Source organism: Streptomyces sp. SudanB182_2057, from assembly GCF_964272715.1.
In the GTDB taxonomy this organism is placed as follows: Bacteria; Actinomycetota; Actinomycetes; order Streptomycetales; family Streptomycetaceae; genus Streptomyces; species Streptomyces rubradiris.
In genome coordinates this window covers 5,194,043-5,218,185 of record NZ_OZ186798.1, presented here as the reverse complement: position 1 = coordinate 5,218,185, position 24,143 = coordinate 5,194,043, and the positions used below count along the sequence as shown (strand labels likewise).

The following is a 24,143-nucleotide window of genomic DNA, read 5'->3' as shown; positions in this document are numbered from 1 at the left end:
TCCCCGCCGCTTGCACTTTCGCAACAGCGTTGCCAAAGTGGGACGCATGACTGCAACCCCCCTCCGCGTCGGCCTGATCGGCTACGGCCTCGCCGGCTCGGTCTTCCACGCCCCGCTGATCGCCGCCACCGAGGGCCTCGCCCTGGACATCGTGGTCACCTCCAGCCCGGAGCGGCAGAAGCAGGCCCGCGCCGAGTTCCCGGAGGTCCGGCTCGCCGCCACCGCCGAGGAGCTGTTCGACCGGGCGGACGAGCTGGACCTCGTCGTCGTGGCCTCCCCGAACAAGACCCACGTGCCACTGGCCACCACCGCGCTGCGGGCGGGCCTGCCGGTGGTCGTGGACAAGCCGGTCGCCGGCACCGCGGCCGAGGCCCGGGCGCTGGCCGCCCTCGCCGAGGAGCGCGGTCTGCTGCTGTCGGTCTTCCAGAACCGCCGCTGGGACAACGACTTCCTGACCCTGCGCACGCTGCTGGCGGACGGCGCCCTCGGCGACGCCTGGCGCTTCGAGTCCCGCTTCGAGCGCTGGCGCCCGCGGCCCAAGGGCGGCTGGCGCGAGTCCGGCGACCCCGCCGAGATCGGCGGCCTGCTCTACGACCTCGGCAGCCACGTCGTCGACCAGGCCCTGGTCCTGTTCGGCCCGGCCACCGAGGTGTACGCCGAGACCGACATCCGCCGCCCCGGCGCCGAGACCGACGACGACACCTTCATCGCGCTCACCCACGCGAGCGGCGTCCGCTCCCACCTCTACGTCTCCGCGACGGCCGCCCAGCTCGGCCCCCGCTTCCGGGTGCTGGGCTCCCGCGCGGGCTACGTCAAGTACGGCCTGGACCCGCAGGAGGCGGCCCTGCGCGAGGGCGGCCGTCCCGGCACCACCGCCGGCTGGGGCGCCGAGGACGAGTCCCTGTGGGGCCGGATCGGCTCCGGGGAGTCCCCGCTGACCGGCGCCGGCACCCCCGTACCGACCCTGCCGGGCGACTACCCGGCCTACTACGCGGCCGTCGCCGACGCCCTGCGCGGCACCGGGCCCAACCCGGTGACCGCCCTGGAGGCCGCCGCCGCGCTCGACGTCCTGGAAGCGGCCCGCCGGTCCGCCCACGAGAAGGTGACGGTGACCCTGTGATGCCCGAGAACACCCCGACCGTCCAGGAGTTGGAGGAGCAGCAGCGGCGCCTGGTCTTCCGGCGGTTCACCCACGAGGACGCCTGGGCCCTCGGCTGCCTCCTGGTCGAGCGGGCCCGGGAGCGCCGGGCGCCGGTCGCCATCGACATCCACCGGGCCGGCCAGCAGCTCTTCCACGCCGCCCTGCCGGGCTCCGCCCCGGACAACGACGCCTGGATCGCCCGCAAGCGCCGGGTGGTGGAGCGCTACGGCGCCGCGTCCTACCTGGTCGGCGCCCGCTTCCGCGCCAAGGGCACCACCTTCGAGGACTCCTCCCGCCTGGACCCGGACACCTACGCGGCGCACGGCGGCTCCTTCCCGGTCACGGTGGAGGGCGTCGGAGTGATCGGCGCGGTGACCGTCTCCGGCCTGCCGCAACTGGAGGACCACCGGTTCGTGGTGGAGACGCTGGAGGAGTTCCTCGGCCGTTCGGCCGGCTGAGGGAACGGCGGGAATCAACCCGGGTCGCCCTCCGGTTGGCAGGACCGAAGGCCTGACGATCATGGCACTGACCACCACCGGAGGGATCCCACCCGATGACCACCGCACTGAAGGAGAGCGTCGGCCGGTACGGCGTCTGGAGCATCGAGCTGCGCTCCGAGGACCCGGCCCGGCGCGGCGAGCTGGACGAGGCCGCGGCCGAGCTGGAGGAACTCGGATACGGCGCGATCTGGCTGGGCGGCAACAGCACCGCGGACCACGCGGCCCCGCTCGTCGGCGCCACGCGCGGTGTCGTCGTCGGCACCAGCATCCAGAGCGTCTGGCAGCAGGACGCCGCCACCACGGCGGCCGGCTTCGACGAGCTGGAGACCGCCCACCCCGGCCGGTTCGCGCTGGGCCTCGGGGTGAGCCACGGCCCGCTGGTGAAGGACTACAGCCGCCCGTACGCGGCCATGGTCGAGTACCTGGACGAGCTGGACCGGGCGGGCGTGCCCGCCGAGCGGCGGGTGCTGGCCGCGCTGGGTCCCCGGATGCTGGAGCTGGCCCGGGACCGCGCGGCCGGCGCCATCCCGTACCTGACCACGCCCGAGCACACCGAGCGGGCCCGGGAGATCCTGGGCGCGGGGCCGCTGCTGGCCCCCGAGCTGAAGGTGGTCCTGGAGACCGACCCGGGCCGCGCCCGGGAGACGGCCCGCGCCTATCTGTCCCGCTATCTGGAACTGCCCAACTACACCAACAACTTCCTGCGGCTGGGCTTCACCGAGGAGGACGTCGCCGGCGGCGGCAGCGACCGGCTCATCGACGCGGTCTTCGCCTGGGGCGACGAGGCCCGGATCCGCGAGCACGTCACCGCCTTCCACGAGGCGGGCGCGGACCACGTGGCCCTCCAGGTGGTGACGCCGGACGTCGGCGAGGTCCTCCCGAGGAAGGAATGGCGCGCCCTCGCCGCCCTCCTGGGCTGACCGGTCCGGATCACGGGGGTACGGGAGCCGCGCGACCGGCCCGGACAGCGTGTCCGGGCGAGGCCGTTCCCGCCCCCGCGGCCGGGGCCGGTCGCCGGGCGGGGGCCCGCGCGCGGGCGAGGACCTCGGCGCCGGCTCGATGACCGCCCGCCGGCTCGACGCCCGCCCGCCCGCCGGCCCCGGCACCCGCGTGCGGCCGAGGACCACTGCCGCGATTCCCGGCTTCCCCGGTCGTCCCCGGCTCCCCGGCGGAGCCGCTACGCGTCCTTCAGTTCCTGCCGCTGGCGGCCGAGCCCCTCGATCTCCAGTTCCACCACGTCCCCGGCGCGCAGGTACGGCTTGGGCTCGGGCGCGCCCATCGCCACCCCGGCCGGCGTGCCCGTGTTGATGACGTCACCGGGGTACAGGGTCATGAACCGGCTGAGGTAGCGGACGACCTCGCCCACGGGGAAGATCTGCTCGGCCGTCGTGCCGGCCTGCTTCAGCTCGCCGTTCACCCACAGCTTCAGCGACAGGTCCTGCGGGTCGGCGATCTCGTCGGCCGTCACCAGCCACGGGCCCAGCGGGTTGAACGTCTCGCAGTTCTTGCCCTTGTCCCAGGTCCCGCCCCGCTCGATCTGGAACTCCCGCTCGGAGACGTCGTGCGCCACCGCGTAGCCGGCGACGTGCGCGAGCGCCTCCTCCGCCGAGTCCAGGTAGCGGGCCGTACGGCCGATGACGACGGCGAGTTCGACCTCCCAGTCCGTCTTCACCGAGCCGCGCGGCACCAGCACCGTGTCGTCCGGCCCGACCACCGTGTCCGGCGCCTTGAGGAAGACGACCGGCTCGGCGGGCGGCTCGGCGCCCGTCTCGCGGGCGTGGTCGTGGTAGTTCAGCCCGATGCACACGACCTTCCCGATGCGGGCGAGCGGGGGACCGATCCGCAGTCCGGCCGCGTCCAGCGCGGGCAGTTCGCCGGTGCCGGCCGCCGCCCGGATCCGGGCGAGCACCTCCTCGTCGGCGAGGAGCGCGCCGTCGATGTCGTCCACGAGGCCTGACAGGTCCCGGAGGGTCCCCTCGGCGTCGAGCAGTGCGGGGCGCTCGGCCCCGGCCGTACCGACTCGCAGCAGCTTCATGGTCACCTTCTCCCTCGATCGCGGGCGCCCCGCCGATGGGTGCAGCCATCGAAAGGACTGGCCGATCCTCCAATTCCCTTGTCCAGTCCGCAAGACCCTGTTCAGCTACTGGACCGTAACCGGGACGCCCGGCACCGCTCAGCGGTACAGCAGGGCCTGTTCCGCCGCGCTCCACGCCGTGCTGGTGACGATGTACAGCGCGGCGGCCAGCGGGACGAACGCCACCGAGACGAGGGTGAAGAAGGACAGGAACGGGGTCACCCGGGTGACCGCGGCGAGGCCGGGCACCTGGTCGCCGCCGACGGCCGGGGCGGGCTGTGCGGCCATCGTCCGCCGGGCGCGCCGGTAGTTGACGGTGGCGACGGCCGCGACGAGGGCGAACAGGCCGAGGTAGACCAGCCCGGCCGGGCCGAACGCCCCGCCGTCGGCGAGCGCGTCGGCCCAGCGTCCGCCGAGCGGCGCCGAGAACAGCCGGTGGTCCAGCAGTGAGTTGCGCTCGCCGCCGATCGTGGTGCTGGAGAAGAGGTGGTAGAGGAGGAAGAAGGCGGGCAGCTGGAGCAGGCCGGGCAGGCAGCCGGAGAGCGGTGACACCTTCTCCCGGGCGTGCAGTTCGAGCACCGCCCGCTGGAGCCGCTCGGGGTCGCGGGAGTGCCGGGCGCGCAGCGCGTCGATCTCCGGCTGGAGCGCGGCACGGGCACGCCGGCCGCGCGCGGCGGCCCGGGACAGCGGGTGGACCCGGAGCCGTACCAGCGCGGTGAACAGGACGATCGCGGCGGCTGCCGCGGAGGCGTGGAAGAGCGGGGTCAGCAGGTCGGCGAGGTGCTCGACCAGACGGGCGAAGACGGACATGGGTGAGCCCTCCGGGGGTCTCGTCGTGCCGGGAGCATCCGGAATCAGGGATTCGGCCGGACTCGGGGGTCCGGCGGGGAATCGGGGGATTCGGCGGGGGAACGGCATGACGAGCCGCGCGGGACCGACCGTCGGCGGATACGCGGACGTGCGCCCCTACGGCCTCACGGGTGCGCGGACGTACGGATGCGCGGGTGCGCGGGGGTACGGGTGCGCGGGTGCGCGGGGGTACGGGTGCGCGGACGCGGGGACGTACGGGTTGCGCCGGGCGTGGCCGCGCGGACGTGCCCTACGCGGCGGTCGTCGCCGGTCCGGCGTGTCCGGGGGCCCTGGGGCGCCGCCGGCCGGGGGCGTCGGGGTCGCGCTGGGGCAGGAAGGCCGTACGGCGGGCCCGGTCGCGGATGGCCGTGCGCACGCGGGTCGGGGGCACGACGGGCACGCGCCGCGCGGCCAGCAGGGCACAGGCGGCGAGCGCCGCGGCGGCGGTCGCGGTCGCGGCGAGGGCGACGGCGGTGGTGAGACCGCCGCTGCCGAGGAGGGCGGTCTGGAGCAGCGGCAACTGCGCCAGGATGAGCAGGAAGGCGAGGGGGCGGGGGGCGACCGCACTGCCGCGCATCACAACTCCCCCTCTCTCCCGCGTACTTTCGTACGCCGTGCCTCCGATCAGTGTGCCAGACGCGCCGGTTCGGTCTCCAGGGGCTCCAGCAGCCGCTTCGGCCGCAGCAGCGCCCTGCTGACCGGGTCCGCGGGGGCGGTGTCCAGTTCCGGCCCCGGCAGCATGACGATGTCGCCGACCGGCACGAAAGTTCCGCAGTCCGCGCACGTTCCGTACGGCCCGATGTCCCCGCCGCAGTCCGCGTGCCGGAAGGTCCGCAGCCGGCCGGCGTCGGCGTGCTCCCGCCCCCACTGGCTCAGGGCGCGCAGCGCGGGCCACAGGGCCGTACCGCGCTCGGTGACGACGTACTCGTCCCGCGGCGGCGTCTCCTGGTACCGGCGCTTCTCGAGGATGCCCTGCTCGGTGAGCGTGCGCAGCCGGTCGGAGAGGACGGCGCGCGGGATGCCGAGGTGGACGAGGAAGTCGTTGTAGCGCCGGACGCCGTAGAGCGCGTCGCGGATCACGAGCAGCGTCCAGCGCTCGCCGACGACCTCCAGCGCGCGGGCGATCGAACACTCCTGCGTCGCGTAGTCCTTGCCCAGTGCCATGCCGTCCACTGTAACCGCGCACGACATATTGGTTCAGTGAACGAACCGACAGTGCTACGGTGACGGCGACCGAGGTCGATTCAATGACCGAACCGACACGCACGGGCTCCGCCGGGCCGGACCGGACCGGACGCCGGCCCCGGAAGGACACGACGGACCATGCCCCGGCCCGACTCCACGACCACCCCACTGGACGACTCCCCCGCCGCTCCCGGGGAAGCACCCGCGCGCCCCCGCGCCACCCTGGCCCTGACCAGCGCCGCGACCGCCGTGGCCCTCATGTCGTACACCGCCCCGATGGTCACGCTGCCGGACACCGCGCGCGATCTGCGCACCCCGCTGTCCGCCCAGGCCTGGCTGCTGAACGGCACCCCGCTCGGCCTCGCCGCCCTGCTGCTGGTGGCCGGCAGCCTCGCCGACGACCACGGCCGCCGCCGGATCTTCCTGGCCGGCACCCTGGGCCTCGGCCTCACCACCGCCCTCGCCGCGGTGACCACGTCGACCTGGCAGTTCACCCTGGTCCGGGTCGCCCAGGGCGCGGCCAGCGCGGCCCTGCTGGCCAGCGCGCTCGGCCTGATCGTGCACGCCTTCCCCAGCCCGCGCGGCCGACTGCACGCCACCGGGGTGTGGGGCGCGTTCGTCAGCGGCGGCATCGCCGTGGGCCCGCTGCTCGCGGGCGCGCTGCCCGACTGGCGGCTCGCCTACGCCCTGCTGGGCGCCGCCGCGCTGGTGGTGGCCGCGCTCGGCGCCCGGGGCCTCACCGAGTCACGCGCCCCGCGCGGCGGCCGGCCGGACGTGCTCGGCGCGCTCACCTTCGGCGTGGCGCTCGCCGCCCTGGTCGCGGCCCTCACCCTGGGCCGGGACGGCTGGCTGCGCGCCCCGGTCGGCCTGCTGCTCGCGGCGGCCGTGCTGCTCGTCGCCGCCTTCGCCGCGGTGGAGCGCCGGGCCGCCACCCCGATGATCGACCTCGGGCTGCTGCGCCGGCCCCGCTTCCTGGCCTCCTCCGCGGGCGGCCTGTTCACCGGTCTCGCCGTGATCGGCGTGTTCAGCTATCTGCCGGCGCTGCTCCAGCAGGCCCTGCGCCTGTCCCCCCTGGCCACGGCCTGGCTGTTCCTGCTCTGGGCCGGGCTGAGCTTCGCCGTCGCCCTCCAGGTCAGGCATCTGGCCGGCCGCCTCGCCCCGCGCACCCAGCTCGCCCTCGGCTTCGCCCTGCACGCGGTCGCCGTACTGACGATGCTCGGTGCCGTCGGCGCCGGTTCCTGGCCCCGGCTGCTGCCCGGCCTGATCATCGGCGGGGTCGGCAGCGGGCTGCTCAACGGCGCGCTGCCGCTGCTCGCCGTGGAGTCGGTGCCGCGCGAGCGGGCCGCGATGGGCTCCGGCGCCCAGCAGACCTTCCGCTACATCGGCTCCTGCGCGGGCGTGGCCCTGACCATCGCCCTCGCCACGTCGGCCGGTGACCTGGCCCGGGGCGCGGACCTCGCCCTGCTGGTGTCGGCGGGGCTGGCGGTGGCGGGCGCGGTGGGCGTGCTGGTGTCGCGGGAGGCCGCGTGAGGCCCGCCCGGGGCGCTCACCCGGGCCGCACGGACAGCAGCTTCGCCCACACCACCAGCCGGTAGCGGGAGGTGAACTCGGGGGTGCAGGTGGTCAGGGTGAGGTAGTGGCCCGGCTCGTCGTACCCGTACCCGGGCCGGACCAGCGAGCGCGGGACGGGCCGTACGACCCCCACGTCCCGGGCCGTCGTGCGCGGCAGGACCCGGTCGACGCCGTAGGTGTACGTCGCCGAACGCGTCTGCACCACGACGGTGTCCCCGCGCCGCAGCCGGGGCAGGTACCGGAAGGGCTCGCCGTGGGTGTTGCGGTGCCCGGCGAGCGCGAAGTTCCCGGCCTGGCCCGGCTGCTGGGTGCCGGGGTAATGACCGGCGTACCCCTTGTTCAGCACCTCCGCCCGGTCCACGCCCTCCGCGACGGGGACGCGCAGCCCCAGCCGGGGGATGCCGAGGACGGCGTACGCCCGGGAGCGGCGGGGCGGGGACGCGGGGGAGGTTCGGGGTCGGGCCGGGTCCGCGCCCGTGGCCGGGTCCGTGGCCGCGTCCGTGCCCGGAGCCGTGACGGCACCGCCGGAAGGGCCACCGCCGAGCCCGGCCGCCGCACCCTCGCCCCGCTCCCTCTCCCCCTCCTGTTCCCACTGCAGCTCCAGCGCCGCCACCGCGCGCTCGGCGCCGCGCCGGGCCTCCCGGTTGGTCCACCACATCTGGTGCGCGACCAGCAACAGCAGGACCAGCCCGGCCGTCACCAGCAGCTCGCCCCCGCCCCACAGCACCCGCCTGCCCAAGGCACGCCGGCGCCGGTCCCCGTGCCCCACGACCCGTACACCCGCAGCGGCCCGCATCCGCCCCACCTCCACCGGAAGCCGCCCGCACGATAGGCCCGGCGCCCTCGACCGGCCAGAGCCATCGGGCCGATCGCCTTTTTCCACGGGTTTGAGAAAGGGCTTTGGGAAAGGGCCGTCACAACTCTCGACAACGCCGTCCGGCAGCCCCGATGCTTCGTGGTGGCATGCCGGGGGGACGAGGCGGCACCGCTTCCAGGACGCGGTGCCGCAGCCGCATGGAGAGGCAGCGAACGCACCCATGATCCGACGCAGAACACTGCTGGCCGCCGCGGGCGGCGGCCTGCTCGGCAGCGCACTGGCCACGGGCACGGCCCGGGCGGACGCGACGATCGCCGTCGACCCCTCGGCGTCGTACGGCACCTGGGAGGGCTGGGGCACCTCCCTGGCCTGGTGGGCGAACGTCTTCGGCAACCGGGACGACTTCGCCGACCTCTTCTTCACGACCAGGAGCACGACGTACAACGGCACCTCACTGCCCGGCCTCGGCCTGAACATCGCCCGCTACAACCTGGGTGCGTGCGGCTGGAACAGCGTGGGCGGCACGACAATGGCCGTCTCCCCGAACATCCCCTCCTTCAAGCAGATCGAGGGCTACTGGCAGGACTGGACGAACGAGGACCCGGCCTCCGCGGCCTGGAAGTGGACGGCGGACGCCGCCCAGCGGGCCATGCTCGTGAAGGCCACCCGGCGCGGCGCGGTCTCGGAGCTGTTCGCCAACTCCCCCATGTGGTGGATGTGTTCCAACCACAACCCGTCCGGCGCGGCCGACGGCGGCGACAACCTCCAGTCCTGGAACCACCGACAGCACGCGGCCCACCTGGCCGCCGTCGCCCTGTACGCCCGGCAGCACTGGGGCGTGGACTTCGCGACGGTGGAGCCCTTCAACGAGCCCTCCTCGTCCTGGTGGACCGCGACCGGCACCCAGGAGGGCTGCCACATCGGCGCCGCCACCCAGGCGGCCGTACTGCCGTACCTGCGCTCCGAGCTGGACAAGCGTGGCCTGACCGGCACCCGGATCGCCGCGTCCGACGAGACCGGCTACGACCTGGCCCGCACCACCTGGAACTCCTTTTCCGGCACGGTCAAGGGGTACGTCGACCGGGTCAACGTGCACGGCTACCAGGGCTCCGGGGGCCGCCGCGACCTGCTGTACACGGACGTGGTGACCACCGGCCGCAAGGCCCTGTGGAACTCCGAGACCGGCGACAGCGACGCCACCGGTCTGACGACGGCGAGCAACCTGCTCTACGACTTCCGCTGGCTGCACCCCACGGCCTGGGTGTACTGGCAGGTGATGGACCCCAGCGCGGGCTGGGCGGCGATCGCCTACGACCCGGCCACCCGGCAGCCGGGCGCGGTGCAGACGAAGTACTACGTCCTCGCCCAGTTCACCCGGCACATCCGCCCCGGCATGACGATCCTGGACACCGGCGTGAGCTATGCGGCGGCGGCCCTGGACCGGCCGGCGAAACGCCTGGTGATCGTCGCCGCCAACACCTCCGCCACCGCCCAGACCCTCACCTTCGACCTGTCCCGCTTCACCACCGTCACCGGCGGCCCGGGCGGCCTGGTCCCCCGCTGGAACACGGTCACGACGGGCGGCGACCGCTACGCACCCCACTCCGACACCCGCCTGAACGGCACGTCGGTGTCCGTCCCGTTCGCGCCGAAGTCGGTCCAGACCCTCCAGATCGACGGCGTCACCGGGTAACTCCCGCGGCGCCCGCCGTACAACCCTGGGCATCACCGGCCAGTCCTCAAGGTGTACGCCAAGCAACCGATCGACGCACTCGTCACACCGTGAGGACCGCTTCCATGAAGTACCGTCCGGCCGTGGTCGCGGCCGCCGCCTCCGTCGCCCTGCTCGCCGGCACGCCCGCCGCCGGGGCGGCGGAGGGGGGCCTGAACTCGCTGCCCGCCTGCACCGACGTGTCGACCGCGTTCGGCGACTACGAACAGCGCGATCTGAAGGCGTCGTTCGACATCGCCGCCGACGAACTGGTGCCGGGCGGCGAGTGGGCCCCGGCCAAGGGCTCCGTGACCAACCTGGGCAGGCGGGACCTGCCGGAGGTGGGCGTGCGCGCCTACGCCTGGCTCCAGACCGAGGACCCGGAGCTCCAGAACCTGACCAGGTTCGTGAAGGTGGAGGTGCGCGCGGCGGACGGCTCCTGGCAGCCGGTGAACGGCACCGACACCATCGACTCCACCCCGCTGCCGTCCGGCCGGACCCGCTCCTACGACCTGCGGATACGGGTGATCAAGGACGTACCGGCGTCGCTCGGCGACACCGAGTTCTCCTTCCTGGGCGCCTTCGCGGACGTGTACCGCTTCCCGGACACCGGCAAGGAGGTGGAATGCGTGGCCGACGGCATCGGATCCGGCCGGTTCGACATCCGGCGCGCGACCCCCGGCCCCAAGCCGACCCCGAGCTCCGCCCGGCCCACGCCGACCGCGTCCCAGACCTCCCCCGCCCCGACGTCCACGCCGACGTCCACCCCGACCTCCGCGCACCCCACGGCGTCCCCGTCCCCCACCTCGACGACGTCGGCCGCCCCCGTCCCCGCGTCCGTCCCCTCCGCCACGGGCGGTGAGCTGGCCGCGACCGGCGGCTCGGACGCCACCCTCCCGCTCGCCGCGGCGGCCGCCGGCCTGGCCGTACTGGGCGCCGCGGCGGTGGTGTTCGCCCGCCGCCGCAGGGGCTGACGCACCGGCCGGCGCCGGGGTGACCGCGCGCCGGTGTCACCGTACGGCCGTTTCCCCCGGCGGCAGGGCGTCCTGGTAGCCGTTCGTCGGCCGGGGGACCTCGGTGACCGTACGGGCGTCCAGCGCGACCGGCGCGGACGCGGTGCCGAGCGTCCCGCCGGGGTGCCAGGTCCCGGTGACCGTCACCCAGGTGTCGGCGGGCGGCACGGGCCCGCCGTGGACCCGCACCTTGACCGACTGGGCGTCGGCGGCGCAGCAGTTGAGGACGAGCCGGGTCAGGTCCCAGCCGTCGCCGTCCCGGGGGGTCACGAAGCCGGTCATCCGGACCACGCGCCCCTTGACGGCCTGACCGCGGTCCTCCCGCACCCGGCTGGTGAAGTCGGAGAGGGTCATGGGCAGGGGCGAGGTGCGCGGCAGCGGCTCGAAGTCGTCGCGGTGGACGACGGGCTTCGCCGACTGCCGGGCCGCGGTGTAGGCGCCGAGGGCGGGCGGGGCGTAGCAGAGCAGGCTGAGGGCGGGCAGGAGCAGCAGCCAGGCGACCTTGGGCGTACCGGAGTGCCCGTGTCCGTCACCGTTGTGCGTTCCTCTGCCGGGTCCTCTGTCGAGGACGGCGCTCGCGAGTCCCAGCAGGAGCAGCACGGCCCCGGTGGCGACGAGCAGGGGCCGCATGCCCTCCTTGACGTAGCGCAGGTACAGGTCCGTGACCAGGGAGACGTGCAGCAGCCCGAGCCCGCACAGCACGAGCGGCACCGCCTGGAGCGACCGCCTCACAGCAGCGCCCCTCCGGCCAGCACCGAGCACACGACGGCGACGACCGCGGTCGCGGCGGAGAACCGTAGCGCGAAGGCCCGCCCGAAGGTTCCCGCCTGGAGGGCGATGAGCTTCAGGTCGACCATCGGCCCCACCACCATGAACGCCAGCCGGGCCGCGGGCGGGAACCCGGTCAGCGAGGCGGCCAGGAAGGCGTCGGCCTCGGAGCACACCGCGAGCACGATGGCGAGGGCGGCGAGGAACAGCACGGACAGCCAGGGCGAGGCGGAGAAGGCGTCGAGCACGGAGCCCGGGACGGTGACGTTGAAGGTGGCCGCGGCCATGGCGCCGACCACCAGGAACCCGCCGGCGTGCAGGAAGTCGTGCTGGAACCCGCGCCGGAACTCCTCCCACCGGCTGTGTCCCGCCCGGTGCCCGGTGTGCCGTACGGCGGGCCGCAGCCACTCGTCCCGCCCGAACCGCAGCCACAGCCAGCCCATGACGACGGCGGTGGCGAGGGAGGCGAGCAGCCGGGCGAGCACCATGGCGGGATTCCCGGGGAACGCGATCGCGGTGGCGGTCAGCACGACCGGGTTGACGGCGGGCGCGGAGAGCAGGAACGCGAAGGCGGCGGCCGGGGTGACGCCCCGGCCGATGAGGCTGCCGGCGACCGGCACGGAGGCACACTCGCACCCGGGCAGCACGACCCCCGCGACACCGGCCACCGGCACGGCGAGCGCGGGCCGGCGCGGCAGGACACGGCGGAACACGCTCTCCGGCACGAAGGCGTTGATCGCCCCGGACAGCGCGGTACCCAGCACCAGGAACGGCAGCGCCTGCACGGTCACGGCGAGACACACGGTCCGCCAGGCCTGCACGGCCGGGGCGTCCCCCCACCGCCCGAGCAGAAAGACGACGACCCCGGGAACCACGGCGGCACCGAGGAGCAGCAGGGGCCAGAAGGGGGGCGGGGCGAGCGTCCGGGGGAGCGGGGTGTCGGAGGCCGGGGTGTCGGAGGCCGGGTCCCCGGCGGTCGGCGCGTCAGCGGCCGACGTCTGATGGGTCGGCGTTGTGCGGGCCGGAGTTGTGCGGGCCGGAGTTGCCGGGACGGGCGCGGGCACCGCACGAAGGCCGGCGAGGCCACCCGACGGACTGCCCTCCCCAAGGCCCCGCCCCCGCTCTCCCTCCCCGGAGCCCCGCTGCTCCGGTACCGGGACCACCCCGCCCATCTCCCGCACGCGCCGGCCCCCTGTCTTCCCGGGCCCCGGTGGCCCCTGAGTCCGCCCGCCCGAAGATAGCGGTCGGCCACGGCGGCCCGTACGTGGCCCCTGCGCGCCTCACGTTCACCGGCGCCCGGCAGTACGGTGTCCCCCATGCGCCCCGACACGCCTGCCGAGAATGTCGACCACGCCACCGAGGCGGCCCGCCTGGAGCGGACCGCCGGACTGTACCCGGAGGACGCCGAGCCCCTCCTGCTGCGGGCGGCGGCCCACCTGGAGCTGTCCGGCGACCGCCCCGCCGCCACCACGCTCTACGACCGCCTGCTGTCGTCGTCAGCGGAGTTGGCCAACCCGGCCCTGGTCCGCGCCCTGAAGGCCTCGAACCTGTGGGAGTACGGCCACGAGGCCGAGGCGAGGGCGATCATCGAGGGCATCCGCACGACGGCCCCCCGGGACCCGGCGCCCTGGGTGATCGCGGCGGAGGCCCTGGAATCGCACGACGAGCTGGAGGCGGCGGCCGAGACGTTCACGGAGGGAGCCCGCCTGCTGATCCCGGGCCCGGCGGAAGCGCCCCTGCCCTCCACCCACCCCCTCCTCCACGGCCGCCACCGCGTCCGCCGCATGCTGGGCCTGCCGCACGACGACTGGGACACCCTGGCGGACACCCTGCACACGGGCCCGGTCTCCCTCGACGAACTCCACGACCCGAAACGGGTGTGGTCACTGGGCTCGGACAACCCGGCGGAGCTGGAGGCGGAGATCTCCCGCCTGCGCGCGGAACTGGGCGCCTACCGAGCGGCCCTGTCCCGCCCGTTCCCGGTGGCGGTCCTGCACTGGCCCGCCCCGGAACTGGAGGAACTCCTCACGGCGTACCCCACGCTGTCCACGGAGTACCCCTCCCACTCCGAGCACTTGGCGACCATAGAGTCCTCCTTGCGCGAACTGGCCTCCTCGGGCACACCCAACCTGGGCATCGTGACCGGCACGGTCCCGTCCTACGAGGCCTTCGCAGCCTCGGAGGCCACGTCCCCCACCGACCCCACCCTGCTTCCCCAGTACGCCACCACCCTTGCGGCCCGCGGGCGGGCAGTGGCTTGGCCTCCGGGGAAGGGGGCGGGGTGTTGGTGTGGGGCGGGACGGCACTATGGGGAGTGTCACGGAGCATAGGCCGACAGAAGGGACGTACGCCGAGGGCCGGCGGTTCTCCGGCGTCACTCCCGGCGGGAACGAGAGAACGACCAACCGTGGACACCACCCCCGAGACCCGTGCCCGGATGAGCCGACAGAAGAGCCGGAACACGGAAGTCGAGATGGCCCTGCGGCGTGCCCTGCATGCGGCAGGGCTCAGATACCGCGTCCATCGCAAGCCGCTCAAGGGCGTACGCCGCGAAGCCGATGTCCTCTTCGGCCCGGCGAAGGTTGCCGTGTTCGTCGACGGCTGCTTCTGGCACGGCTGCCCGGAACACGCGACCTGGCCCAAGACCAATGCCGACTTCTGGCGCACCAAAATCGAGGGCAATCGCCGACGGGACACGGACACGGACGAGCGGCTGGCGTCCGCCGGTTGGCTGGCCGTGCGGGTCTGGGAGCACGAGGACCCGATCGAGGCCGCGGCCCGCGTGGTCGCTCACGTCAGGGCTCGCCGAGCGAGGGCCGGCCGCGAGTGACGGGCGGTCGCGGTGTCGCGGGCCGTCGAAGAGGAAACCATGCACGAGGAATTGCACCGCATAAACGTCCCGGCATACCGCCAGCGAAGGCGGGTGCCCAAGCGAGAGCGAGCGCTTGGAGTACACGTCGGGTTACGCCGCGCTCGTCCGTGACGCTGCCGTAAGCCCGCGTAAAGACATGTTCGTTGACACTAAGCGTTGTTCCGTAACCGCTGGCCGCAGGTGAGATGATCTTGCTGTGACTCGTGTGATCACGGCGTCGGAGCTTTCCTGGATAACCCCGTTCACCGAACTGAGCCCGCAGCAGTCCGGCAGGCTGGTCGCCGCGCTGCGACGCGAAGGTGCCGACCCGGTCCGCAAGGGTCGGCCCTGGAGCCTGCCGTTTCCAGACCGGGTCCTGCTGGTCGCCGCGTACTGGCGCGCGAACCTCACCCTGCGGCAACTGGCGCCGCTGTTCGGGGTGTCGAAGTCCGTCACGGACCGCATCATCGACCACCTCGGCCCGTCGCTCGCACTCCGGCACCGCAAACGGTTCCGCAAGGACACCGTACTGATCGTGGACAAAACTCTGGCCCCCACCCGCGACCACATCATCGCCGAGCAGTCCAGGAACTACCGGTACTCCACCAACCACCAGGTCTCATCGACGCCGACACCCGGCTCGTCGTCGCCGTCGGCCGACCGGTCACCGGCAACCGCAACGACTGCAAGGCATGGGATATCTCCGGAGTGAAAGACGCCATCGGCCCCGCCACCGTGATCGCCGACGGCGGCTACCGCGGCACCGGCCTGGTCATCCCGCACCGCCGCAACCCGGGCAAGCCGAACTGCCAGGTTGGAAAGAAGAGCCCAACCGCTCACACCGCAAGGCCCGCGCCCGCATCAAGCACGCCTTCGCTCGCATGAAGACCTGGAAAATCCTCCGCGACTGCCGCCTGAAAGGCGACGGTGTCCACCACACCATGCTCGGCATCGCCCGCCTACACAACCTCACACTGGCCGGCTAAGACGCGACGACGCTGGTCAACCACCCCGACGTAGATCATTCACGGAATGACGTTTAGGGTATCCGCCGGTTATCTGGTCGTACACCAAGGCGCTTCTTCGCCAATGAGATCGCTGCTTCCTTCTGCGAAGTACCACAAGAGCCCCAGCGTGTCTGGGCGCCACACTGATCGGCAAAGTGGGCGGTGTGCTCCTGTTCGCCCAGAAACGCTGACGCCAACAACCACGGAACAGATCAACGAGCGGAACCAAAATAGTGACGGAGCCAGGTCGGTTCGATCTGAGTGCATGCTGCTGGCCGAAGCCGACCCATGACCAGTCCGACCGATTTGGGACATACCTGTCGGGCGACCTCTCGCTTTCGCCGACCTCGAGCGCAGCGTCACTTGCGCCATAGGCCATCGGCGTTTTCCAGTTACATGCCTGCGCGGTCGTTGGTCAGAGCGGTGCGGGAGTCTTTGGCAATGTAAAGAGACGGTGGGCGCCGCGTGTGGTGCGGCGCCCAAGGCCCCCCTACCGCCTACGCCATCGCCGCCAACTCCGCCCGCCCGAACAGCAGGGCATAACCCGGCGGCAGTTGGGTCAGGACACGGGTGGTCAGGGGTTCGCCCGCGTACGTGGTGAGGACGCTCAGGACCGAGCTGACGTCCCAGCGGGCCGTGGCCGGGGTCGCGCCCTCGATGCGGGTGGCGACCGAGTCGACGAACTCGCGGGCCGTCAGGGGGTGGGTCGCGGGAATCTGGGCGGCGAGGATCCGGCCGGCCTCGCGCGGGAGCGCCTGCGCCAGGGCCACGCGTTCGTCGCCGGTCACGTGGCCACCCAGGGCCGACAGGACGATGCGGGTGATGCGTTCCGCCTCCGCCCTGGTCGTGTACTGGCCCGCCTCGCGCACCGCCTCGGTCAGCTCCAGCCAGCCGGTGTCCTCGGCCGCGTCCCGGGTGCGGGGGCGGGGCGGAGTGGTCTGGGCGGGGATGGTGGTTCTCGGCTGCGGGGTGGTCACGGTCATCGTGCTGGCTCCTCCTCCGGGACACTGCGGGGCACCGGCAAGCGGGTACCCCGTAACGCGGCGGGCATGAGCGGGAGTTCGGCCAAAGTGCGGCGTGTGGTGTCTCTGGTGGTGTGTGGTTCCTTGTGGCGTGTTGTGCTGATTTATCGGCGTGTGGTTGTCACGGGTCCCCTCGCCCGGTGGGATGGGAAGGGGGTACGCCCGCCCGGGCGCGTCCCGGGTCCCGCTCCGGCCCCGGGGCGCGCCCGTACCGGCCGTGGCCGACGGCCTGCGAGCGTGACCGACGGCGGTGGCCGACGGCCTGCGGCGGTGGCGGCCGGGTTCAGCCGCTGATGCCGCCGCTCTGCCGCCGGGTTCAGCCGCTGATCTGCCTGCGGCCCGATCCGCCGCCGGTGATCTGGATGCGGCGGGGCTTGGCCTGTTCGGCCACCGGGATGCGCAGGGTCAGGACGCCGGCGTCGTACGAGGCGTCGACGCGGTCCGTGTCGAGCGTGTCGCCCAGGAACAGCTGGCGGGTGAAGGTGCCCGTCGGCCGCTCGGCCACCAGCATCTCCGCGTCCTCGGGAGCGGGGCTCCGCCGTTCGGTGCGGACGTTCAGGACGTTGCGCTCGACGTCCAGTTCGATCGTCTCGGGGTCGATGCCGGGCAGGTCGAAGTGGACGAGGAACTCGTCACCTGACCGGTAGGCGTCCATCGGCATCACGGCCGGACTCGCGGCGTTCGCGCCGAGCACCTGCTGTGCGAGCCGGTCGAGTTCACGGAACGGATCCGTGCGCATGAGCATCACAGGTCACTCCTCTCTTCAGGCGCTGCGTGCGATGCCCTACGGCTTCTTATATAACTCTCCGCTGGAAACTTGACAAGCCTCGACTCAGGGCCGTACCGCCCTCCGACCTGCGCGTTAACCTCGGGGCAGACATCAGGGATAACGAGGGTCACCAGGAGGCACTCATGGCCAGGGTTCCCAGCGCGGTCGTCGCCGCCACCGGGCTCGTCGGCGGCTACGGCGTCGCCCGTTGGACCAAGAAGCGGCAGCTGGGCGGGGCCGTGCTGGCCGTCGCCGGGGCCGCCGCCGCGCAGCAGTGGCGCTCCCGGGCGGGCGGGAAGGCCGCGGGCGCGCTGACCGCCGCCTACGTCGCCGCCTTCGCCGGCTCCCACCCGCTGGCCAAGAAGGTCGGCGCCTGGCCGGCCGTCCTCGGTGTCGCCGGCGCCGTCGCCGCCGCCTCCTGGGCCGTCGCCGACCGCAAGGCCTGACGGCCGCGGAACATCACTTACCGGGGCTACGGCTACAGGGACTACAGGGCTACAGGGACTACGGGGCTACGGGGCCACGGCCGTCCCTACGACGCCCTCGCCTCCGCCCGGAAGGCCCTCCGGTACCCCTGCGGGCTCGTCCCCACCACCCTCCGGAAGCGTTCCCGGAAGGCGGTGGGGGAGCCGAAACCCGTCTGGGCCGCGATCCGTTCCACGGGGTGGTCCGTGGTCTCCAGCAGGTGCTGGGCCCGCCGCACCCGGGCCCGGTGCAGCCACTGGAGCGGTGTCGTGCCGGTCTGGTCGCGGAAGCGGCGGTTGAGGGTACGGGTGCTCATGCCGGCCTTCGACGCCATCTCGTCCAGCGTCAGATCGCGACCGCAGTGGTCCTCCAGCCAGCGCAGCAGCGGCTCCAGGGTCGCGCCGGCGGGCGCCGGGGGCAGGTCCCGCACGATGAACTGGGCCTGCCCGCCCTCCCGTTCCAGCGGCATCACGGACATCCGGGCCGCGTGCGCCGCGACCGCCGAGCCGAAGTCCCTGCGGATCATGTGCAGGCACATGTCCAGCGCCGCCGCCGCGCCCGCCGACGTCAGGAACTGGCCGTTGTCGACGTAGAGCACGTTCGGGTCGACGGTCACCTCCGGGTACCGCGCCGCCAGGTCATCGGCCGCGATCCAGTGGGTCGTCGCGCGCTTCCCGTCCAGCAGGCCCGTCGCCGCGAAGAGGAACGCGCCCACGCAGATCGAGGCGATCCGGGTGCCGTTCGCCGCCGCCGCGCGCAACGCCTCGGCCACCCCGGGCGGCAGCGTCTCCGGCGGGTCCGCGACCCCCGGCAGGATGATCGTGTCCGCCTCCGCGAGCGCCTCCAGGCCGTACGGCGCCCGGACCGTGAAGGCACCCGAGGCGACCTCCTCCCCCACCGAGCACACCCGCACCCGGTACGGCTCCCGGCCGTCGGGCAGCCGGGCCCAGCCGAAGGTGTCGACGGGGGCGGACAGATCGAACGGGATGACGCCGTCCAGCGCCAGTACGGCCACGGTGTGCATGGCAGGAACCTAGCCGTACGACCGGTTGTCGCCAACCCCCGCCGAGCGGCCGGGACATGGACCGTACGCCGCCTGATGCCGGTGGCGGGAATCCGTCGGCAGGTGGCAATCCGGCCGCTTCTGCGTGCTCCCGCCGCGCCCTAGCGTCGCCCCGTGACCAAGTTCCTCCTCGCCGTGCACGTCATCGCCGCGATCCTCGCCATCGGGCCCGTCGCCGTCGCCGCCAGCATGTTCCCGCCCGTCGCCCGCCGGGTCCCGGCCGCTGCCGGCCCCGGCCCCACCGACGCCACCGACGCCCCTGTCGCCCCTGTCGCCCCTGACGCCACCGCGAGCCTTCACCTGCTGCACCGGATATGCCGCGTCTACGCCGTCGTGGGCGTCGTCGTCCCCGTCTTCGGCTTCGCCACCGCGAGTGAGATGGGCGTGCTCGGCAGCCCCTGGCTGATCGTGTCCATCGCGCTGACCGTCCTGGCCGCCCTCGTCCTGGCCGCGGTGATCCTCCCGGCTCAGACCGCCCTGCTCGAAGGCGGCGGCACGGAGAAGCGGACCGCCCGCCTCGCCATGTCCACCGGCCTCTTCAACCTCCTGTGGGCCGCCGTCACCGTCCTGATGATCGTCCGGCCGGGCTCCACCACCGGCGCCTGAGAGCCGGCCCGGCGGAGCCCGGCGCTCACGGCCTGCTCGCCGCCGGCGGGACCGAGGGACCACCGCCCCGCGAACCCGGCCGCGCCGCCGACTTCGCCCGGCTCGCCACCGCCGTCAGCGGGCGGGCGATGTCCTCCAGGGAGCGGCGTTCGGCCCGTACCGCCAGGAACACCGCGACCAGGCCGGCCGCGCACATCAGCACCGCGCCGATGGAGAAGGCCAGGACCGTGTCCCGGACCCGGCCGGTGCCCGTGAGGTCGGCGAACAGCAGCGGGCCGCTGATGCCGCCGGCCGCCGTGCCGATCGCGTAGAAGAAGGCGATGGACATGGCGCGGGTCTCCATCGGGAAGATCTCCGACACCGTCAGATAGGCGCTGGAGGCGCCCGCCGAGGCGAAGAACAGCACCGCGCACCAGCAGGCGGTCAGCGTGGCCGCGGTCAGCGCGCCCCGGTCGAACAGCCAGGCCGTGCCGAACAGCAGCAGGCCCGACAGCAGGTAGGTCGAGGAGATCATCACGCGCCGGCCGACCGTGTCGAAGAGCTTGCCGAGCAGCAGCGGGCCGCAGAAGTTGCCGGCCGCGATCACCGCGAAGTAGTAGCCGGTGTGGTCGGAGGGCACGTCGTAGAACTTGGTCAGGATCGCGCCGAAGCCGAAGGTGATGGCGTTGTACAGGAACGCTTGGCCGATGAAGAGGGAGAAGCCGAGGACCGCGCGCCTGCGGTAGCGGCCGAAGACCGTGCGGGCGATCTCCAGGAAGGAGACGCTCTTGCGCTGGTGGATCTCCAGCTCGCCCTCGGCGTCCGGCAGCCGTTCGCCGCGCTCGGCCTCCACCCGGCGTTCGATGCCGGAGACGATCTCCTCGGCCTCCCGGTCCCGGCCGTGGATCAGCAGCCAGCGCGGGCTCTCCGGGACGTGCCGCCGTACCAGGAGGATGACCAGCGCGAGGACGGCGCCGAGCGCGAAGGTCAGCCGCCAGCCGACGTTCGCGGCCAGCAGGTCGGTGTTCAGCGCGACGATCGACAGCAGGGAGCCGCCGACCGCGCCCAGCCAGAAGCTGCCGTTGATGAGCAGGTCGACCCGGCCGCGGTAGGCCGCCGGGATCAGCTCGTCGATCGCGGAGTTGATCGCCGCGTACTCACCGCCGATCCCGAAACCGGTCAGGAAGCGGAACAGGAAGAACCACCATGCCTCCCAGGAGACGGAGGTCAGGGCGGTCGCGGCCAGATAGACCGCCAGGGTGATCATGAAGAGGTTCCGGCGGCCGAACCGGTCGGTCAGCCGGCCCCAGAACAGGGCTCCGGAGCAGGCGCCCGCTACGTAGAGCGCGGCGGCGACGCCGGTGACCTGCCCGGAGGAGATCGCCAGGCCGCTGCCGGACTCCGACAGCCGGCCGGCGATGTTGCCGACGACCGTGACCTCCAGGCCGTCCAGGATCCATACGGTGCCCAGCCCGATCACGACGGACCAGTGCCAGCGGGACCAGGGCAGCCGGTCCAGCCGGGCGGGGATGTTCGTGGTGATCGTCCGGCCGGTCCGCACCGGCGGCGTCTCCGCTTCGCTCATGGGCTCCCTCCTCGTCGAAGGACGCAGAAGCGGGTGCCCTGACCGCGGCGGAACAGTCCGGTCAGGCGCCCAGGCCGCGCGAGACCGCGTAGATCAGCAGTCCCGCGAGGGATCCCACCACCGTGCCATTGATCCGGATGAACTGCAGGTCGCGGCCGATGTGGGCCTCGATCTTGCGGGTGGTGTGCTCGGCGTCCCAGCCCGCCACGGTGTCCGTGATCAGCGAGGTGATCTCCTTGCGGTACGTGGTCACGACGTGCACCGCCGCGCCCTCCACCCAGGCGTCGACCTTGCCCTGCATCTTCTCCTCGGTCGCCATCCGGGTGCCCAGGGACAGCAGCGCGGACCGCACCCGGCGGCGCAGTTCGCTGCGCTCGTCCTCCGCCGCGGTCACGATCATCGACCGTACGGCCGTCCAGGCGGACGCGATCAGGTCCTGGACCTCGCCCCGGCCCAGCACCTCGCTCTTGAGCCGCTCCACCCGCGCCCGGGTGTCGGTATCGGACTGGAGGTCGCGGGCGAAGTCGGTGAGGAAGCGGTCCAGCGCGCCGCGCGCCGGGTGCGAGGGCATGTCCCGCATCTCGGTGACGAACCGCAGCAGCTCCTTGTAGACGCGCTCGCCGACCTTGCGGTCCACGAACCGGGGGGTCCAGCCGGGCGCGCCGCCCTCCACGGCCACCATCACGTCGGTCCGGTGCAGTTCCAGCCAGTCGTGGGCGCGGGACACCACCAGGTCCACCACCCGCCGGTGCCCGCCGTCGGCGACGACCTTCTCCAGGGTCTTGCCGATGCCCGGGGCGATCTCCTGGGCGTCGGCCCGCCGGGTGACCGCCTCGCCGACGACCGCCTGCACGTCCGAGTCGCGCAGTACGGTCAGGGCGCCGCGCAGGGCGGTGGCCAGTTCCGCCGTCACCCGGTCGGCGTGCTCGGGCTCGGCCAGCCAGGCGCCGAGCCGGCTGCCGATGCCGACCGCGCGCAGCCGCTGCCGTACGACGTCCTCGGAGAGGAAGTTCTCTCCGACGAACTCGCCCAGCGAGACGCCCAGCTGGTCCTTCTTGGTGGGGATGATCGCGGTGTGCGGGATGGGCAGCCCCAGCGGGTGCCGGAACAGGGCGGTGACCGCGAACCAGTCGGCGAGCGCGCCCACCATACCCGCCTCGGCCGCCGCCGCCACATAGCCGGCCCAGGCCCCGGCGCCCCCGTGCTGCGCCACCTTGGCCAGGACGTAGACCACCGCGACGAACAGCAGCAGGCCCGTCGCCGTGAGCTTCATGCGCCGCACCCCGCGCCGGCGCTCCTCGTCGGCGGGGGTGAACGCCGTCATGGTGCGGTACGACGCGGCCCGCCGCGGTGTGCTCGTCTCGGTAGGTTCCATCAGCTCCACCCGTTCGATGATCCCCGCCCATAATTGTCCCTGCCTGTCCGGCCGCGGGAACAGGGCGGACGTTCCCGGCGCCGGTACCCGGGGCGGGCACGGCCGTGGCGGCGCGGGGAGGAATACTGTCGGGCATGACCCGCTTGATCCTCGCCACCCGCAACGCCGGAAAGATCACCGAGCTGAGGGCGATCCTCGCCGAGGCCGGACTGCCGCACGAACTGATCGGCGCCGACGCCTTCCCCGAGGTCCCCGACGTCAAGGAGACCGGCGTCACCTTCGCCGAGAACGCCCTGCTGAAGGCGCACGCCCTGGCCCGGGCCACCGGGCTGCCGGCGGTCGCCGACGACTCCGGGCTGTGCGTGGACGTCCTGGGCGGCGCCCCCGGCATCTTCTCCGCCCGCTGGGCCGGCCGGCACGGCGACGACGAGGCCAACCTGAGGCTGCTGCTCGCCCAGCTCTCCGACATCGCCGCGGAGCACCGCGCGGCCCACTTCGCCTGCGCGGCGGCTCTGGCGCTGCCGGACGGCACCGAGCGGGTGGTGGAGGGGCAGTTGCGCGGCACGCTGCGGGACGCCCCGGCCGGTACGAACGGCTTCGGCTACGACCCGATCCTCCAGCCGGAGGGCGAGACGCGGACGTGCGCCGAGCTGAGCCCCGACGAGAAGAACGCCATCAGCCACCGGGGCAAGGCGTTCCGGGCCCTCGTCCCCGTGGTGCGGGAGCTGCTGGGCTGAACCCTGGTGCGGCCGGAGGGACTCGAACCCTCACGGGAGTTACCCCACTGGGACCTAAACCCAGCGTGACTGCCAATTCCACCACGGCCGCCTGGTGCTGCCCGGCCATGCTAGCGGCCGGGCAGTGCCCGCGGACGTCAGATGCCGAGATCCTTGATGATCTTGGCCACGTGGCCGGTCGCCTTGACGTTGTACAGGGCGCGTTCGACCTTGCCGTCCTCGTCCACGACCACCGTGGAGCGGATGACGCCGACGACCGTCTTGCCGTAGAGCTTCTTCTCGCCGAAGGCGCCGTACGCCTCCAGCACCTTCTTGTCGGGGTCGGCCAGCAGGGTGACCTTCAGGGACTCCTGCTCGCGGAACTTCGCGAGTTTCTCCGGCTTGTCCGGCGAGATGCCGATGACGTCGTAGCCGGCGGAGGCCAGGACCTCCAGGTTGTCGGTGAAGTCGCAGGCCTGCTTGGTGCAGCCGGGGGTCAGGGCGGCCGGGTAGAAGTAGACGATGACCTTGCGTCCCTTGTGGTCCGCAAGGGACACCTCGTTGCCGTCGGCGTCGGGGAGGGTGAAGGCGGGGGCAACGTCCCCGGGCTGGAGTCGCTCGCTCATCGGACTAGCGTAACCGGGGGCCCTTGCGGTGCGGTGCGGCCATGAGCTGACAGACTGTTCGTCAAAGCAGCAGCAGATTTCGGCAGACTTCGGAGGCCGTACGGTGGCGGACACGTCGGACACCAGAACCCCGGCGCAGATCGAGGCGGACATCAGGCGCCGCCGCGAAGTGCTGGCCGAGACGCTCGACGAGATCGGGGTGCGGGTGCATCCGAAGACCGTCGTCGGGGACGCGAAGGCCAAGGTCGTCGCGAACGTCGACCACACGGTCGGACGGGCGTACGTGCAGGTCAACCGCGTCGTGAGCGAGGTACGGGCGCGGTTCACGGACGAGGAGGGGGCGCCCCGTCTGGAGCGGGTGGTGCCCGTGGCGATGGTCGTCGTGGGGGTCGTGGGGCTGCTCGCCCTGGGGGCCCGGCGGCGCAGGGACTGACCGGGAACAGGTAGGT

General features: G+C 73.1%; 25 protein-coding genes, 1 tRNA gene and 1 pseudogene. 13 read left to right on the top strand and 14 right to left on the bottom strand.

Annotation, left to right across the window (positions count from 1 at the left end):
* Positions 1-46 precede the first annotated feature (46 nt).
* The 3 genes from ACSURM_RS23005 (at position 47) to ACSURM_RS22995 (ending at position 2,561) form a co-directional block, all read left to right on the top strand.
* On the top strand, positions 47-1,120 hold the full coding sequence (locus ACSURM_RS23005; RefSeq protein WP_436957562.1) for a Gfo/Idh/MocA family protein: 1,074 nt from the start codon (positions 47-49) through the stop codon (positions 1,118-1,120).
* Complete coding sequence (locus ACSURM_RS23000) at positions 1,120-1,599, top strand: heme-degrading domain-containing protein (protein ID WP_436957560.1); 480 nt, start codon at positions 1,120-1,122, stop codon at positions 1,597-1,599. Before ACSURM_RS23005 ends, ACSURM_RS23000 begins: the two co-directional genes overlap by 1 nt.
* Before the next feature lie 95 nt (positions 1,600-1,694).
* On the top strand, positions 1,695-2,561 hold the full coding sequence (locus tag ACSURM_RS22995) for an LLM class F420-dependent oxidoreductase (protein ID WP_436957559.1): 867 nt from the start codon (positions 1,695-1,697) through the stop codon (positions 2,559-2,561).
* Positions 2,562-2,818: 257 nt separating this feature from the next.
* Here the strand turns inward: ACSURM_RS22995 and ACSURM_RS22990 are convergent, their stop codons facing one another.
* The 4 genes from ACSURM_RS22990 to ACSURM_RS22975 all read right to left on the bottom strand — a co-directional run bounded on the left by ACSURM_RS22990 (position 2,819) and on the right by ACSURM_RS22975 (position 5,728).
* Entirely contained in the window at positions 2,819-3,676 is an 858-nt protein-coding gene (locus ACSURM_RS22990) for a fumarylacetoacetate hydrolase family protein (protein WP_436957558.1), read from the bottom strand.
* A gap of 138 nt (positions 3,677-3,814) precedes the next feature.
* A complete protein-coding gene (locus ACSURM_RS22985) occupies positions 3,815-4,525 on the bottom strand; it encodes a YidC/Oxa1 family membrane protein insertase (RefSeq protein WP_436957556.1) in 711 nt (236 codons plus the stop codon).
* Positions 4,526-4,814: 289 nt separating this feature from the next.
* A complete protein-coding gene (locus tag ACSURM_RS22980) occupies positions 4,815-5,141 on the bottom strand; it encodes a DUF6412 domain-containing protein (RefSeq protein WP_436957555.1) in 327 nt (108 codons plus the stop codon).
* Between the two features lie 47 nt (positions 5,142-5,188).
* Complete coding sequence (locus ACSURM_RS22975) at positions 5,189-5,728, bottom strand: winged helix-turn-helix transcriptional regulator (RefSeq protein ID WP_436957554.1); 540 nt, start codon at positions 5,726-5,728, stop codon at positions 5,189-5,191.
* Between the two features lie 159 nt (positions 5,729-5,887).
* Here ACSURM_RS22975 and ACSURM_RS22970 point away from each other — a divergent pair, with 159 nt between their 5' ends.
* The gene (locus ACSURM_RS22970) at positions 5,888-7,279 is read left to right on the top strand and encodes an MFS transporter (RefSeq protein WP_436957552.1); all 1,392 of its coding nucleotides are present in this window, start codon (positions 5,888-5,890) and stop codon (positions 7,277-7,279) included.
* Positions 7,280-7,295: 16 nt separating this feature from the next.
* Here ACSURM_RS22970 and ACSURM_RS22965 read toward each other — a convergent pair whose 3' ends face one another.
* On the bottom strand, positions 7,296-8,117 hold the full coding sequence (locus ACSURM_RS22965) for a class E sortase (RefSeq protein ID WP_436957550.1): 822 nt from the start codon (positions 8,115-8,117) through the stop codon (positions 7,296-7,298).
* 241 nt (positions 8,118-8,358) lie between these two features.
* Here ACSURM_RS22965 and ACSURM_RS22960 point away from each other — a divergent pair, with 241 nt between their 5' ends.
* Positions 8,359-9,831, top strand: coding sequence for a glycoside hydrolase (locus ACSURM_RS22960; protein WP_436957549.1), 1,473 nt, complete (start codon positions 8,359-8,361; stop codon positions 9,829-9,831).
* A gap of 104 nt (positions 9,832-9,935) precedes the next feature.
* Complete coding sequence (locus ACSURM_RS22955) at positions 9,936-10,823, top strand: LAETG motif-containing sortase-dependent surface protein (protein WP_436957548.1); 888 nt, start codon at positions 9,936-9,938, stop codon at positions 10,821-10,823.
* Positions 10,824-10,859: 36 nt separating this feature from the next.
* On the opposite strand, the gene ACSURM_RS22950 is transcribed toward ACSURM_RS22955, so the two are convergent.
* Positions 10,860-11,594, bottom strand: a complete 735-nt coding sequence (locus tag ACSURM_RS22950; protein WP_436957546.1) for a TIGR03943 family putative permease subunit — start codon at positions 11,592-11,594, stop codon at positions 10,860-10,862.
* Entirely contained in the window at positions 11,591-12,526 is a 936-nt protein-coding gene (locus ACSURM_RS22945) for a permease (protein ID WP_436961168.1), read from the bottom strand. The genes ACSURM_RS22950 and ACSURM_RS22945 overlap by 4 nt, the downstream gene beginning before the upstream one ends.
* A 420-nt stretch (positions 12,527-12,946) precedes the next feature.
* On the opposite strand from ACSURM_RS22945, the gene ACSURM_RS22940 reads away from it, so the two are divergent.
* The 3 genes and pseudogenes from ACSURM_RS22940 to ACSURM_RS22930 all read left to right on the top strand — a co-directional run bounded on the left by ACSURM_RS22940 (position 12,947) and on the right by ACSURM_RS22930 (position 15,467).
* Positions 12,947-13,960, top strand: coding sequence for a hypothetical protein (locus tag ACSURM_RS22940; RefSeq protein ID WP_436957545.1), 1,014 nt, complete (start codon positions 12,947-12,949; stop codon positions 13,958-13,960).
* A 77-nt stretch (positions 13,961-14,037) separates the two neighbouring features.
* Positions 14,038-14,460, top strand: a complete 423-nt coding sequence (locus ACSURM_RS22935; RefSeq protein ID WP_436957544.1) for a very short patch repair endonuclease — start codon at positions 14,038-14,040, stop codon at positions 14,458-14,460.
* A 238-nt stretch (positions 14,461-14,698) separates the two neighbouring features.
* Positions 14,699-15,467, top strand: a pseudogene (locus ACSURM_RS22930) (transposase).
* 518 nt (positions 15,468-15,985) lie between these two features.
* On the opposite strand, the gene ACSURM_RS22925 reads toward ACSURM_RS22930, so the two are convergent.
* Complete coding sequence (locus tag ACSURM_RS22925; RefSeq protein WP_436957543.1) at positions 15,986-16,471, bottom strand: DUF2267 domain-containing protein; 486 nt, start codon at positions 16,469-16,471, stop codon at positions 15,986-15,988.
* 355 nt (positions 16,472-16,826) lie between these two features.
* On the bottom strand, positions 16,827-17,255 hold the full coding sequence (locus ACSURM_RS22920; protein WP_436957541.1) for an Hsp20/alpha crystallin family protein: 429 nt from the start codon (positions 17,253-17,255) through the stop codon (positions 16,827-16,829).
* Between the two features lie 167 nt (positions 17,256-17,422).
* Between ACSURM_RS22920 and ACSURM_RS22915 the strand changes: the two genes are divergently transcribed.
* The gene (locus ACSURM_RS22915; RefSeq protein WP_189995860.1) at positions 17,423-17,725 is read left to right on the top strand and encodes a hypothetical protein; all 303 of its coding nucleotides are present in this window, start codon (positions 17,423-17,425) and stop codon (positions 17,723-17,725) included.
* Between the two features lie 86 nt (positions 17,726-17,811).
* On the opposite strand, the gene ACSURM_RS22910 is transcribed toward ACSURM_RS22915, so the two are convergent.
* Positions 17,812-18,768, bottom strand: a complete 957-nt coding sequence (locus tag ACSURM_RS22910) for a GlxA family transcriptional regulator (RefSeq protein ID WP_436957539.1) — start codon at positions 18,766-18,768, stop codon at positions 17,812-17,814.
* 153 nt (positions 18,769-18,921) lie between these two features.
* Between ACSURM_RS22910 and ACSURM_RS22905 the strand changes: the two genes are divergently transcribed.
* Complete coding sequence (locus ACSURM_RS22905) at positions 18,922-19,413, top strand: hypothetical protein (protein ID WP_436957538.1); 492 nt, start codon at positions 18,922-18,924, stop codon at positions 19,411-19,413.
* A 25-nt stretch (positions 19,414-19,438) separates the two neighbouring features.
* Here ACSURM_RS22905 and ACSURM_RS22900 read toward each other — a convergent pair whose 3' ends face one another.
* Both ACSURM_RS22900 and ACSURM_RS22895 read right to left on the bottom strand, forming a co-directional pair.
* Positions 19,439-20,977: an MFS transporter gene (locus tag ACSURM_RS22900; protein ID WP_436957537.1), complete on the bottom strand. Its 1,539-nt coding sequence runs from the start codon at positions 20,975-20,977 to the stop codon at positions 19,439-19,441.
* A gap of 61 nt (positions 20,978-21,038) precedes the next feature.
* Positions 21,039-22,352: a DUF445 domain-containing protein gene (locus ACSURM_RS22895; protein WP_436957535.1), complete on the bottom strand. Its 1,314-nt coding sequence runs from the start codon at positions 22,350-22,352 to the stop codon at positions 21,039-21,041.
* A 134-nt stretch (positions 22,353-22,486) separates the two neighbouring features.
* Between ACSURM_RS22895 and rdgB the strand changes: the two genes are divergently transcribed.
* Positions 22,487-23,089 (top strand): RdgB/HAM1 family non-canonical purine NTP pyrophosphatase, encoded by a 603-nt coding sequence (gene rdgB, locus ACSURM_RS22890; RefSeq protein ID WP_436957534.1) that lies wholly within the window; start codon positions 22,487-22,489, stop codon positions 23,087-23,089.
* Between the two features lie 4 nt (positions 23,090-23,093).
* On the opposite strand, the gene ACSURM_RS22885 is transcribed toward rdgB, so the two are convergent.
* Positions 23,094-23,180 (bottom strand) — tRNA-Leu (locus tag ACSURM_RS22885).
* Positions 23,181-23,226: 46 nt separating this feature from the next.
* Positions 23,227-23,694 carry a thioredoxin-dependent thiol peroxidase gene (bcp, locus tag ACSURM_RS22880; RefSeq protein ID WP_181796647.1) on the bottom strand — a complete coding sequence of 156 codons (468 nt, stop codon included), beginning with the start codon at positions 23,692-23,694 and terminating at the stop codon, positions 23,227-23,229.
* A gap of 103 nt (positions 23,695-23,797) precedes the next feature.
* On the opposite strand from bcp, the gene ACSURM_RS22875 reads away from it, so the two are divergent.
* On the top strand, positions 23,798-24,127 hold the full coding sequence (locus ACSURM_RS22875; protein ID WP_189995869.1) for a DUF3618 domain-containing protein: 330 nt from the start codon (positions 23,798-23,800) through the stop codon (positions 24,125-24,127).
* Positions 24,128-24,143: the final 16 nt, after the last annotated feature.

What these genes read in the sequence shown, in the direction of transcription:
- ACSURM_RS23005 (WP_436957562.1), top strand. Translation starts at nt 47, where the DNA reads ATGACTGCAACCCCCCTCCGCGTCGGCCTGATCGGCTACGGCCTCGCC.
- ACSURM_RS23000 (WP_436957560.1), top strand. Translation starts at nt 1,120, where the DNA reads ATGCCCGAGAACACCCCGACCGTCCAGGAGTTGGAGGAGCAGCAGCGG.
- ACSURM_RS22995 (WP_436957559.1), top strand. Translation starts at nt 1,695, where the DNA reads ATGACCACCGCACTGAAGGAGAGCGTCGGCCGGTACGGCGTCTGGAGC.
- ACSURM_RS22990 (WP_436957558.1), bottom strand. Translation starts at nt 3,676, where the DNA reads ATGAAGCTGCTGCGAGTCGGTACGGCCGGGGCCGAGCGCCCCGCACTG.
- ACSURM_RS22985 (WP_436957556.1), bottom strand. Translation starts at nt 4,525, where the DNA reads ATGTCCGTCTTCGCCCGTCTGGTCGAGCACCTCGCCGACCTGCTGACC.
- ACSURM_RS22980 (WP_436957555.1), bottom strand. Translation starts at nt 5,141, where the DNA reads ATGCGCGGCAGTGCGGTCGCCCCCCGCCCCCTCGCCTTCCTGCTCATC.
- ACSURM_RS22975 (WP_436957554.1), bottom strand. Translation starts at nt 5,728, where the DNA reads ATGGCACTGGGCAAGGACTACGCGACGCAGGAGTGTTCGATCGCCCGC.
- ACSURM_RS22970 (WP_436957552.1), top strand. Translation starts at nt 5,888, where the DNA reads ATGCCCCGGCCCGACTCCACGACCACCCCACTGGACGACTCCCCCGCC.
- ACSURM_RS22965 (WP_436957550.1), bottom strand. Translation starts at nt 8,117, where the DNA reads ATGCGGGCCGCTGCGGGTGTACGGGTCGTGGGGCACGGGGACCGGCGC.
- ACSURM_RS22960 (WP_436957549.1), top strand. Translation starts at nt 8,359, where the DNA reads ATGATCCGACGCAGAACACTGCTGGCCGCCGCGGGCGGCGGCCTGCTC.
- ACSURM_RS22955 (WP_436957548.1), top strand. Translation starts at nt 9,936, where the DNA reads ATGAAGTACCGTCCGGCCGTGGTCGCGGCCGCCGCCTCCGTCGCCCTG.
- ACSURM_RS22940 (WP_436957545.1), top strand. Translation starts at nt 12,947, where the DNA reads ATGCGCCCCGACACGCCTGCCGAGAATGTCGACCACGCCACCGAGGCG.
- ACSURM_RS22925 (WP_436957543.1), bottom strand. Translation starts at nt 16,471, where the DNA reads ATGACCGTGACCACCCCGCAGCCGAGAACCACCATCCCCGCCCAGACC.
- ACSURM_RS22920 (WP_436957541.1), bottom strand. Translation starts at nt 17,255, where the DNA reads ATGCTCATGCGCACGGATCCGTTCCGTGAACTCGACCGGCTCGCACAG.
- ACSURM_RS22915 (WP_189995860.1), top strand. Translation starts at nt 17,423, where the DNA reads ATGGCCAGGGTTCCCAGCGCGGTCGTCGCCGCCACCGGGCTCGTCGGC.
- ACSURM_RS22910 (WP_436957539.1), bottom strand. Translation starts at nt 18,768, where the DNA reads ATGCACACCGTGGCCGTACTGGCGCTGGACGGCGTCATCCCGTTCGAT.
- ACSURM_RS22900 (WP_436957537.1), bottom strand. Translation starts at nt 20,977, where the DNA reads ATGAGCGAAGCGGAGACGCCGCCGGTGCGGACCGGCCGGACGATCACC.
- ACSURM_RS22895 (WP_436957535.1), bottom strand. Translation starts at nt 22,352, where the DNA reads ATGGAACCTACCGAGACGAGCACACCGCGGCGGGCCGCGTCGTACCGC.
- rdgB (WP_436957534.1), top strand. Translation starts at nt 22,487, where the DNA reads ATGACCCGCTTGATCCTCGCCACCCGCAACGCCGGAAAGATCACCGAG.
- bcp (WP_181796647.1), bottom strand. Translation starts at nt 23,694, where the DNA reads ATGAGCGAGCGACTCCAGCCCGGGGACGTTGCCCCCGCCTTCACCCTC.